General features: G+C 55.8%; 9 protein-coding genes. 6 read left to right on the plus strand and 3 right to left on the minus strand.

What is annotated here, in order from left to right; translation table 11 throughout:
- Position 1 precedes the first annotated feature (1 nt).
- Positions 2–250: a ribbon-helix-helix protein, CopG family gene (locus ABCW43_RS14285; RefSeq protein ID WP_345925518.1), complete on the minus strand. Its 249-nt coding sequence runs from the start codon at positions 248–250 to the stop codon at positions 2–4.
- A gap of 169 nt (positions 251–419) precedes the next feature.
- Here ABCW43_RS14285 and ABCW43_RS14290 point away from each other — a divergent pair, with 169 nt between their 5' ends.
- Positions 420–2,546, plus strand: coding sequence for a helix-turn-helix domain-containing protein (locus ABCW43_RS14290; RefSeq protein WP_345925520.1), 2,127 nt, complete (start codon positions 420–422; stop codon positions 2,544–2,546).
- 171 nt (positions 2,547–2,717) lie between these two features.
- A complete protein-coding gene (locus ABCW43_RS14295) occupies positions 2,718–3,683 on the plus strand; it encodes an HNH endonuclease (protein ID WP_345925522.1) in 966 nt (321 codons plus the stop codon).
- Here the strand turns inward: ABCW43_RS14295 and ABCW43_RS14300 are convergent.
- Together ABCW43_RS14300 and ABCW43_RS14305 are read right to left on the minus strand one after the other, a co-directional pair.
- Entirely contained in the window at positions 3,678–4,127 is a 450-nt protein-coding gene (locus ABCW43_RS14300; RefSeq protein ID WP_345925524.1) for a hypothetical protein, read from the minus strand. The two genes, ABCW43_RS14295 and ABCW43_RS14300, sit on opposite strands and share 6 nt — an antisense overlap.
- A 157-nt stretch (positions 4,128–4,284) precedes the next feature.
- The gene (locus ABCW43_RS14305) at positions 4,285–6,633 is read right to left on the minus strand and encodes a hypothetical protein (RefSeq protein ID WP_345925526.1); all 2,349 of its coding nucleotides are present in this window, start codon (positions 6,631–6,633) and stop codon (positions 4,285–4,287) included.
- A gap of 156 nt (positions 6,634–6,789) precedes the next feature.
- Between ABCW43_RS14305 and ABCW43_RS14310 the strand changes: the two genes are divergently transcribed.
- From ABCW43_RS14310 to ABCW43_RS14325, 4 genes are all read left to right on the plus strand, one after another.
- On the plus strand, positions 6,790–7,701 hold the full coding sequence (locus ABCW43_RS14310) for an HNH endonuclease (RefSeq protein ID WP_345925528.1): 912 nt from the start codon (positions 6,790–6,792) through the stop codon (positions 7,699–7,701).
- Positions 7,702–7,850: 149 nt separating this feature from the next.
- Entirely contained in the window at positions 7,851–8,078 is a 228-nt protein-coding gene (locus tag ABCW43_RS14315) for a helix-turn-helix domain-containing protein (RefSeq protein WP_345925530.1), read from the plus strand.
- Positions 8,075–9,337, plus strand: a complete 1,263-nt coding sequence (locus tag ABCW43_RS14320; protein ID WP_345925532.1) for a type II toxin-antitoxin system HipA family toxin — start codon at positions 8,075–8,077, stop codon at positions 9,335–9,337. The genes ABCW43_RS14315 and ABCW43_RS14320 overlap by 4 nt, the downstream gene beginning before the upstream one ends.
- A 452-nt stretch (positions 9,338–9,789) precedes the next feature.
- A complete protein-coding gene (locus ABCW43_RS14325; protein ID WP_345925534.1) occupies positions 9,790–10,692 on the plus strand; it encodes an ArdC family protein in 903 nt (300 codons plus the stop codon).
- Positions 10,693–11,199: the final 507 nt, after the last annotated feature.

Genomic DNA, 11,199 nt, shown 5'->3' on the forward strand with positions numbered 1-11,199 from the left:
ATCAATACTCTTTCGATACGCGCCGCAACAGCGGAAGTTCGGACTGCGCGCCATCGGAATGACGCTCGACAAATTCAGCGACCGCGCGACGCACGATCCATGCGGCGGACAAATTCATATCGGACGCCAGGCGAGATATCGCGGCGTGGTCATCCTCATCCAGGCTCACACTCAACCGTACCGGATGTTTTTGTCCTCGCGGCCTAGCCATCGAATCTCCCGCAAAAATTGCAGCATCAAGATGCACCATAAAACTTCACTAATCAAGCAACTGTCGGTTTTTTAACAGCTTTTTAGGCGTCGGTCCCTTGCGCTCAATATTGGCGTAGGCCGTCGCCGTCTCTTTTCAATTTGCCATTGACAAATTCAGACATTCAATGAATATATTCAGCAACGGATTGAATTGTGGAGATTGCGAGATGAATAGAGAGATTGGCGAAATGCTTGCCCAAGCCCGGGACGCGGCAAAGAAGACACAAAAAGATATCGCCGTCGCGATGAGTGGGAACCAGACGCGGATCTCTCGTCTAGAGGCGGGTGAGGGGGCCATCGACGATGCGCTCCTCTACCTAGCGGCGATTGGCACTGAGGAAGCTGAAAAGCTAGCAACTATGTTGCAGTTTAACTGGAGAAACCTTCTGACACCCTCCCTCCGCCACCCCGATATTGAGCCTTTGATGGAGATTGAGACAGCTCTTGATCGCTTGAGGACTTTTCTGGCGGACGGTGAGGTGCCGAAAGTTCTGGCTGGTCAAGCCGAGCTTTTTCTATCGCGCTTGGACGACGTGGGTCGGTTTTTGTTCGAACTCAGTCATGAGATCGTTTACGTCGGCGAAATCGGCGCAGGAAAGACAACCGCTGCCTGCCGCCAAGCTGGATTAGTGATCGATAGTCAATCGGCATCAGACCTTAAAGGCCTTCTCCTCGATACGGGAGGCGGAAGAACGACGCTCTGCGATGTTCGGGTTGAGACAGGAGATCGCTATGCGCTGACTGTCGATCCTGTTCCGGACGAAGAAGTGTACAAGCTGGTAAGTGAAGTATGCCGCGGCATTCGCGAGAAAGTGGTTGGTGAAACGGCCACTGGGCAAGCGGACTTCAAGCCTTCGGAAGAGGTTGAACGTGCCGTGCGTAACATGGCACAGCTACCGCGGCCCAAGGCCGCGCGGAAAGGAATCCCTGCTGCGCCGGATCCAGGTGTTGAGCTTTCGAACCAATACGCTGACCTTGAAGAATTTACAGCGGAATTCGCGAGTCGGCTCAGTCTGTGGCGTCGCAGTCGGCGAGTGATTGAGTTCGACGGGTCGGATCCTCGAGAAGGACGGCAATGGCTCAAGAATACTTTCACCGCCATCAACAACGGGCGGCACGAAGAATTCACACTGCCGACAAAAATTACGGTAACCGTGCCATTCCCGTTGGTCCCCGATCAACAGCTGTCGGTCACCCTTGTTGATACCAGAGGGGTCGACGGAACCGCCATCCGATCAGACATCATCGGCCATATGAAGAACCAGCGCGCGATCACGCTGCTGTGCTCAAAGTGGGGCAGTGCTCCCGATCCGACCTCCCAAGACCTCCTACAGCACGTGCGAGAGACCGACTCTGATCCCACGCTGTTTGCACGAACCGCTATCGTAGCGTTGGCTCGGCCTGGCGATGCCATGTCAATGCGGCATGATTCCGGCGAGGCTGCGGAAGATGTCGAAGAGGGCTATGACATAAAGCAGGGTCAGATCGAGACAGCCTTACAAAAAATCGGCCTCATGGGCGTGAAAGCGTTTGTCTATGATGCTGGCCAGGATGATCCGCAGCTTCTCACAGATTTTGTACTAGATCGAATCGCGGCAGTCCGCCGCACCCAGATTGATGCTGGAAAGGCGACGATCTCTGCCATTGACAAAATGTTCGAGAACCTTGAGCAGCAGCAGGCACTTGCTGCTCTGGAGCTTGTCAACAATGATCTTGTCCGTTTTGCAGAACGTCATGAACGACTCATCACGCCGCCTCGTCCCGCTCATGAACGGTTGATTTCCGCTGTTCGAAGCTTGCATGCGCGCACCGTCTGGGCAGCTACCACGCGCGCTGGAGAGTTTTGGAATTTCAACGTATTTCAGCGTGTCGGCGACGGCGCAGCCGCTGTCGCAAAAGTAAGGTCCAGGAAAGTTTTGGATGGCCTCATCGAAGTCATCGCATCCCGCATTGCCGATCCTGAGCTAGAGAGCACGCACGGGTTCCTCGCGGAACTGCTAGAAAACGCAAATCAATGGGAAGCGGATTTCGTAGATGCTTCACGGCATCATGCAATCGCAGTTTATAAGGCTGCGCTGAGTGGGGATCAGATCCTATGGGATGCCTGTGAGGATCCATACGGACGTGGACAGGGAAACTACCGAGAGCATGTCGCAAACTTGCTTCAAAGTTGGTTTGAAGAACATGATGACCTGCGTGAAAAGTTAGACCGCCGAATTGCCAGAGCGTGGCTGAAAACGTTCATCCGACCACTTCGTCAAGCCGCCGGCCAAGCCGAAGTTGCAGAATTATAGCACGGCCGAATTGGTGTCGGCCGAGTGTAAAGCCTCGGCCGATCCGTCAGAAACGCCAGTTTAGCCATCGTTCTATTTGGCACCAGAACCTGTAATTTGACGTGAGAATGCAATGCGTTAGACGGTCGATTGAAACTTGGTCTGCTTGCAGCTTTGGTTATGGAGAATTGAGTGAAGCCGACAACTGAAACTGTTATAGAGACAATCGCCGAATTCGATCAGATCGGCTTGGAAGCCTTTCTAATTAAGTATGAAAAAGGTCATCATCCAACGACCTACGTGCTAAGTTGGAATAAGCGGGAATACCCGATGAAGGCGCTATGGGTAGCGTCGCACCGCCCCGCGGCCAACCCGAGCAAGCTTGATTATCGCGAAGCGCTGAAAGGTTTACCTAAACTTGGGTTCACCGACATTGTGAACTTGAAGAACTCCGCGAGCAGAGAACTTGCCGAGAAACCAACATACGATAGCATCATTGCCTCAATCGAGGAATTCATTCGAGTGGGGACAAACGCCTTCCTCGAAAAGTATACTAACGGCTCCATGCCCAAATCCAAGTACGTCAAGTACGAGCGGCAACTCATTCCCATGAAAGCGCTGTGGGCTGCGTCCCACAATCCGGCAGTTCACCACAGAGACTTTGGGTACAAAGATGCTGAGCCCGGATTAATGGCGCTCGGATTTGAAATAAGGACTATCAAGCGAGACGCGGACGGTTTTCAGATGATCGATTCAGCTGAAGAGCTTAAATACGAGCCCGATCTCGATGACGACGAAGATTTGAAACAGTTCGAGGTCCAGGAGGGCGAGCGTTTTCGTCGCGAAGCTGAAGTTATCAAACGGAACCGTGCAATAGTGCTGGTCGCAAAAGCGCTTTATGGGCCTGTATGTCGAGGATGTGGTTTCGATTTCGGGAAGGTCTATGGATCAATAGGCAATGGCTTCATCGAGGCCCATCACATCAACCCACTTTCCGCGCGTGATGGGATCAGCGAACCGACATCCGTCAATGACTTTGCGGTGCTCTGCTCAAACTGTCACCGAATGGTGCATACGTCCACTCCATGCCTGACCGTCGAGCAGTTAAGATCTGCGATTGAGCGGGCGAGAAAGCCGTCGCGCAACGCGACTTCATAGCCCTTCCTCGGGCTCCGGTTCATATCGTTGCAACGCCAACATAGGATGGAACGGCGGCTCGGGACAATTGCCCTGGCATCTGATATTGATCATGCTCCCTATTCTCATTGCCAGAAACGTCGCCTCATCCCCGGCATGTGTGATGAACCGCCCGCGCGGTTCGTCGTTGTTGTAGAGGGGTGTAATATCGAAGAGTTCACCGTCCTGGTCGCGTACTACCGAGTGCGCTGTATAAACTATGTGATCGGGTCCGCCGCTCATGCACGCTATCCATCCTCGAACCCCTGTATGCCCGGTGTGGTATTTCACCCAATGATCGACGTTGTCGTGGCAACCGCCGATCTTCGGCTCCCACCCGTCGAACCCCGAATCGCCCTTGATGTTTACAAAGGATGCGGTTTCGCTCCTCGCACAAATATCGCGCTCGTATTCATCGCGGGTCATTATAACTACCTGTAAGAAACAAAGAACATATCAGATATATTCAGTGCCTTAGTGTCAATTGCCCTAAGGGGTCAACGGTTCATATCCCTCAAGGCGAAGACGACTGGCGGACAGGCAGATGGCGGAGATTGTTTCCGTATCTGCCTGTATGGACCGGCTATGCAGCTTCCCAAACTTGATTGAGGATTTTCGCCGCAAGTGCAGCTTTGTCCTGCGGTAGAAAGCGACCGTAGTGCTGCTGAACGACATCCGGCGTGTCCTGAATGGCGTAGCTAGCCTGCTCGTATGATCCGGTCTGCTTGAGGATATGCGTTGCCAGAATATCCCGAAGGTTATGCGGTCCGTGCGGTAGCAATCCCTTGATGGCGCCGCGGCCGGTATAGGGGTTGTAGATGCCATAGCGTTGGATCACGGTTCGCCAGGCTTCATAGAATTTGGTGGAATCGTATGCCGCGTCCAGACTGGTTGTCTTCACCGTCTTGACGAACAGGGTGCCGGGATCCTTTGCCGAACCAAGCAGCACACCGCGATGGCGATCGATATAGGCCTCAAGATATTTGTAGAGGTCGAGCAGATCCGGCAGGATCAGCCGGAACGGCTTTTGTCCGAAGAATGATGAGCCTGAGTTCTTGAAGGCGACCGAAGGGATGAGCACCTCCCATCCGGTTTCTCGATCGCTCCAGCGCAGTTCGCCGCATTTCATGTCTTCCAGCCGTCGCTCAGATGTCGGAAAATGCCCGCGCGGGCACAAGCGAAGTTGGCGAAGGTTCTTTTGTCGAAGCCCAAGATGAAGACCCAAGCGAAGCAAAAGGAAAGAGCGGACCGCTTCGGCTGCTGCTCGAGGATAACGATCTTCATCAGGCATGCGCTTCAGTATCTCATCTGTGATCTTGCGGTATTCCAACAGTGGGCTGTCGGCCTCAAGGACCACCATGATCGGCTCGAATGGATCGCGATGGACACGCATGACCCGCTGGATTTCCTTCGAGCGATTGGCGGCGTGCCGGTGGAATGCATCGCAGGCGCCGTGCCAATCGCGCGTCGCAAACTCAATTTCCTCCGGAGCGATCAGCCCGTCGATTGGCTGAACCTTCTTCAATAATTCCGGATGCTGTCGTATCCAGCCGACTTCGGCACGGGTCAGCGCCATTGCTACCATCAACATGTCTTCTTCCCACTTGGTATAGAAGCCACGGCGCTGCTCGCGCCATTGCAGGTACCAATCCCACACACCTGGGAAGATCAGCAGGCCAAAAGTCAGTTGGCTCAGCGGGACGCCGCGCCCTTTGACAACCCCGGCAGGCGAGGCGGCGAGCGCCCCGAACATGAGGCCGAGATGCTCGACCTTCTGGGATGCGGTTTCCTCTCCCCAAACTCCGTTTCGTTGTAAGCCGATTGCGGTCAGCGTCGATGTCTTGAAGCGGATCAGATCGGCCATCTCCATAGCCAGCCGCGGTGGCGCATCGACGACGCCTGACAGGAGATCAGGATCTTCTACGGCTTCGGGATTGTGGCTCGTGCTGTCCGGGTTCATTTGTGGCCGCGGAGACAAGGTGCCTCCGCCATAGGTGATCCCCGGAAACCGTATTGCATAACGTTGTTTGGTCGCCGCCGCCTGGTAGCGACGATAGTCGGTTGAGCCCGAGATGATGACCCTGCGCACCCATTCGATGATTTCCTCCCGCTTGGAGAACGGCAGGCTGCTGAAATCGTCCGGAAGATGCCATGCAAGGCGCCGCCGCTCGGCCGCGCTGATGTCACCCAAATCATGGCCGTAAAGGGAGCGGTATTGATGCGGCAACTTCGCCTTGAAGTAACCTTGCGCCAGTCGATAACGCCGCTCGATGCGGGACAGGATCTCGAAGCTCGTCAAAGATCGCGGCACACGCTCGCCCTGAACCCATGACAGCAGCGTCTTGTCATCGAAAGTCTCGCCCAAGCGAACGACGGCTCGGTAAAGCTGCCAGTAGCTCTCGCCGAACCGGCGCATCTGATAAACGAGTGCATCGTGGAAGCTGGCCGGATCATCGGTTGCTTCGAACAATGGTTCAGGAAACGGACTAATCGGTTTCGGTTGTGACCCCCTTGGCATGGACGAAGATGGAGCCGGGGTCTTGTCGGAGAGGATCTGTCGCGGCCTGGAACGCGTGGTTGTGTCGGACTTGCGCGGAGCGGTATTCTTCGATTTCGCACGTGGTTTTGTGGACCGGCTGTGCTCGGCAACAGGTGGCGCTCCGAGCCAGCGGATAATCGCGTCCAAACCTGGACGCAGCTGCTTCTTCAACTCCGCTGTCAATTCGCCCTCAATCCCGCATGCCTCGCCAATAGCCGTCCAGTCCATACGGCCATTCACGATCGGCGGTGGCCGGCGGTGTATGACGAGACCTATGAGATAGGGCCGAATGCTTTCTAACACCCGCTTTGAGGCGATTGGCGCAATGCGCACCTCGCAGAAATCCGAGATTTTCTGTTGGAAGTGATGAGATGAAATATCGTGTTTCGCCATGTCCTTATTCCAATTCTCTCGGCAACGGTGCCGAGGGCGGGCGGGAATAGGAGTGGAAATTTAACAAATGGTTTTGCCGCAGATGCGAGCATTTGGGGCCAAGCTTAGACTTAGATTTCAAATGAAGCATCCAGAGCCTCATGCTAAAGGTTGCGGATGGGATTCGGAGTTTTCATTCACCGATCAGATTCGATTTACGACGACAGCCCGGCCGAACAATACCAGTTCCCAGGCCAGTATCTCGGTCGTGTCCAGGCATGTGTCGGTGACTGGATCGTCTACTACGAGCCTCGGAAGGTCGCCGCGACCCGCGGCTATTTTGCTGTCGCCAAGGTTGAACAGGTCATTCCTGATCCGAAGGCGCCCGGCATGTATCTGGCACTGATCGAACACGGTAGCTATCTCGACTTCATCAATCCCGTTCCGTTCAGTGGACCAGACGGTGTCATAGAACGAGGTGTGCTGAACGAAGAGGGCCGCATTTCCGGCAGAGCACAGGCCGCAGTCCGGCCTATATCCGCAGCAGATTTCAACCGCATCGTATCGATCGGCATCGACGACCATGAGCCTGAACTGCCTCGACTGGATGAGCCGGGAGTGACGCATGCGGTCGCTGGATTTGCAGATGAAGCTCAAGCGCCGTTCATGTTCGAGCAAGAGCGCGACCGGGTCACGCAACTCTCGTCGCGGATCGTTCGAAATCGACTGTTTCGTCGGCTCGTTCTTCACGCCTATGACAAACGATGCGCCATCACGGGGTTGAAGCTCATCAATGGCGGCGGCCGAGCGGAGGTTGATGCCGCTCATATTCGCCCGGTGGAAGCAAGTGGACCTGACATTCTTTCCAACGGGATTGCGCTTTCGGGTACCGCGCACTGGATGTTTGACCGCGGTCTGATTGGCCTCTCGGATGATCTTGAAATCCTCATCTCGCGTCAGGCAAACGATCCTGGCAGCATTCAGGGCCTCCTCAACAAGACAGGGAGGGCGATTGTGCCTGGCAGGGTCTTCGAGCGGCCACATCCCCAGTTCCTGAGATGGCACCGTGAGAACTGTTTCAAGCAGTAAAGATTAAGGTAGTCCTGCGGAGTTGTAGAGTCATCCCGATCGGTTCTATTTCGGTCCGTTGGCGCCATTAGACCTAGAATCATCCCGATCGGTTCTTTTGGCTTCTCTTTGTGCCGTTTGGTGATATAATCATCCCGATAGGGGTGATTATGGAAAAGATCAAAGATACGAAAAGCCTCGGCATGCTGATCCGTCAGGAGCGCAAACAGCAAGGGTTAACCCAGGAGCAACTCGCCGGAGTGATTGGTGTGGGCGTACGGTTTCTGCGTGAACTCGAGGCTGGCAAAGAGAGCTGCCAGATTGGCCGTGCGATGCAAGTCTTGGCCGGTCTTGGCCTTATTGTGTCGGTCGGGCGTCGCCAGAATTTGCGATCATGACCCGCGTATTAGACGTCTATTTTCGCGACACCAAGGCGGGCGTACTCGGCCGGCTTGACGACGGCCTGCTGACTTTTGCCTATGATGGCGCGTATCTCCTGGACCAACGATCGCGTGCGATCTCGTTCTCGATGCCCCTGCAAGAAGAACCCTTTGGTGATCGGGTGGTGCGCCCGTTTTTCTCCGGTCTCTTGCCGGACGAAGGCGCGCGGCAACGCCTCGCTGGCGCGCTCGGCCTTTCGGCAGGCAACGCCTTCGGGCTGCTGGAAGTTATCGGGGGCGAATGCGCAGGTGCCTTGTCACTCTATCCCACGGGCACGGCACCCGAACCTCCCGGCCAGTCCCAAGCGGAAATTCTCACCTCAGAACGTCTGGACGAAATTCTTAGCAGGCTGCGGACCCGGCCTCTGCTTGGTGGAGATGAGGGCATTCGTCTGTCGCTCGCCGGCGCGCAGGACAAACTGGCGGTCATTGTCGATGGAGAATCCATTGCCTTGGCGAGAGATGGTCGACCAACGACCCATATCTTGAAACCGGTGATCCAGGCGCTGGAAGGCACCGTGGAGAACGAGTATTTTTGCATGCGGCTGGCTGCCCGCCTCAAGCTGTCGGTTCCCCATGTCGAGATACGCCTAGACGGGGCGACTGCCTTTCTCCTGGTTGAACGTTATGATCGGACGAAGGCTGCAGATGGCAACATCGAGCGCCTGCATCAGGAAGACTTCTGCCAGGCCCTTAGCGTGCCGCCGGAACTGAAGTATGAGGCTGAGGGCGGACCTGGAACAGAACGATCTCTCGGGCTGATCGATCAGGCCTGTGCCAGACCCGTCGCGGATCGGTTGCAGTTCATCCGAATGCTCATCTTCCACTATCTCGTGGGCAACGCCGATGCTCACGGCAAGAACTACGCCCTGCTTTACGGCTCCGATGCACCGGATCTGGCACCGATCTATGATGTCGTTTGCACGGCCGTCTATCCCCGTTTGTCAAAGAGGCTCGCCATGAAGATTGGCGGCCGCGATGTCCCCGACACGATCCAGCTGAAGCATTGGAAGACATTGGTGCCCGACACCAAATCTTCTCAGCGCATCCTTGTTCGCGATCTTGCCCAAATGGCGGAAAGGGTTGTGAGCGAGGCCGACACCCTTGTTGCAGAATTGGCTGACGAGGGGATCAGGCACCCCATCCTGAATGCAATACGCAAGGTCATCTCAAGCCGGGCTGGATCGCTGCAGAGGATCACCGAACAGGCGTCTTAACAGTTGAATGGCCTGCAGCGGTCTATCCCTCGGATAGAGGCCGAGGTGAGTTGCGCAGAGTTGGCCATGACATTCACATGGCGCGGGACAAGTTGCCCAGAATGGTGTGCTTCCGGTAACCAGAGGCATCCTGCGGACCGGACTGTCGTGAGCCGAGCCTGTCGTCTCCGGCATTCGGCATCCATCCCTTGCGTTTGATGGGCCGCTTATGCGGCCCGTTTGCTGAGCACGGCTCATTGCGGAGCCCTGCGATCTTTCTTCTGTCTGTTTGGGGGCTTGCAGCCCCCTCCTCCGTCAAGACCAAGCCCTTCGGGCAAAAGCATCCGGGCCGTGGCTCGGCGTTCGCCTGCGCCCGCACCACCCCGGACGCTTTTGGTCTGGACGGTTTCCCCCCTCTCTTCGCCAGAGGGGCAGATCGGTTGCATGCGCAACCCGATCAAAGGAAAAGGGACATGAAGAACGATGTTTACAGCCAAGTGACCGATAAGATTATCGCCGATCTGGAAAAGGGCGAGCTGACCTGGCTGAAGCCTTGGAGTGCTGGCAATATGGAGGGACGGATCACCAGACCACTACGGCATAACGGACTGGCCTATAGCGGCATCAATGTTCTGATGCTGTGGGGTGCGGCCATTGAGGCTGGTTTTTGCTCGCCCTATTGGATGACCTTCAAACAGGCCAGAGAGCTTGGCGCGCATGTGTGCAAGGGCGAACGTGGCAATATGGTTGTCTATGCGAACACTATCACCAGGACCGAGGAACAGGACGACGGCGGCGAGGAAGAGCGGCATATTCCGTTCTTGAAAGCCTATACGGTTTTCAACGCCGAGCAAATCGAAGGGCTGCCCGAGCGATATTATGCGAGGCCCGAACCCGTGATTGATCCGGCCATGCGGATCGAACACGCCGAAGGGTTCTTTTCGGCGACCCGTGCCGATATTCGTCATGGCGGCAATCAGGCCTATTACAGTGGCACGAGCGATCATGTGCAAATGCCCTGTTTCGAGAGCTTTCACGCGCCCGAGGCCTACTATGCGACGCTGGCGCATGAACTCACCCACTGGACAAAACACACGAACCGCCTTGACCGGGAGTTTGGGCGCAAAAAGTGGGGCGATGAAGGATACGCCCGCGAGGAACTGGTTGCCGAGCTTGGCGCAGCCTTTCTGTGCGCTGACTTGGAATTGACGCCGGAGCCCGGCGCGGACCATGCGGCTTATATTCAGGGTTGGCTCAAAGTGCTCAAGGAAGACAAGCGTGCAATCTTCAGCGCCGCCGCCCATGCGCAGCGCGCCGCCGATTTCCTGCACGGTCTGCAAAGCGTTGCGGACACCAAGGAAGGAGCCGCCGCGTAAGCGGCGGTTTCCTTTCTGTCGGGGGGAAATTTGCGCCCGCCAGGGGCGGGCGCTGAACACCTATAGTTTGAATAGCGTCAGATATGCTCAATCCCATCAAGGATATTTTGATGGTTTCAAACTCTGCATGGTTTGAAAACGGCGATCAACACCGTTGCGCGCAGCCTGCCACGTCTCTGGGTCGAAATTGATCTAATGTATCTGCCGATGCCTGACAGGCCGGAGGTTTTGTCCATACGGAGCGCTGGAATTTAGGTCTTTCAGGGAGCAGTGGGTTAGGAGGGGAACTGGGGGAGGGAAGTACGGCAAGATAAAGCGAACCGATGGTTCGCCCGAGCTACGCTCGTAAGATGTTGTCTGCACATTGTTTTCCGTGCCGGAAAACGGGGAAGCCTCGCGATCCGCGATGTGAGATGAATTTTATACCCCGCTGATTTTCTTGGTGCGCCGTGAGGATAGCGGTCACCTGCTGCGAGGTGCGCTACGCCGATCTACGTGGCTGCAAGT

This window comes from Neorhizobium tunisiense (assembly GCF_039631515.1).
Taxonomy (GTDB): Bacteria; Pseudomonadota; Alphaproteobacteria; order Rhizobiales; family Rhizobiaceae; genus Neorhizobium.

Coding starts and splice junctions, on each gene's coding strand:
- ABCW43_RS14285 (WP_345925518.1), bottom strand. CDS start 250: ATGGTGCATCTTGATGCTGCAATTTTTGCGGGAGATTCGATGGCTAGG.
- ABCW43_RS14290 (WP_345925520.1), top strand. CDS start 420: ATGAATAGAGAGATTGGCGAAATGCTTGCCCAAGCCCGGGACGCGGCA.
- ABCW43_RS14300 (WP_345925524.1), bottom strand. CDS start 4,127: ATGACCCGCGATGAATACGAGCGCGATATTTGTGCGAGGAGCGAAACC.
- ABCW43_RS14305 (WP_345925526.1), bottom strand. CDS start 6,633: ATGGCGAAACACGATATTTCATCTCATCACTTCCAACAGAAAATCTCG.
- ABCW43_RS14310 (WP_345925528.1), top strand. CDS start 6,790: ATGGGATTCGGAGTTTTCATTCACCGATCAGATTCGATTTACGACGAC.
- ABCW43_RS14315 (WP_345925530.1), top strand. CDS start 7,851: ATGGAAAAGATCAAAGATACGAAAAGCCTCGGCATGCTGATCCGTCAG.
- ABCW43_RS14320 (WP_345925532.1), top strand. CDS start 8,075: ATGACCCGCGTATTAGACGTCTATTTTCGCGACACCAAGGCGGGCGTA.
- ABCW43_RS14325 (WP_345925534.1), top strand. CDS start 9,790: ATGAAGAACGATGTTTACAGCCAAGTGACCGATAAGATTATCGCCGAT.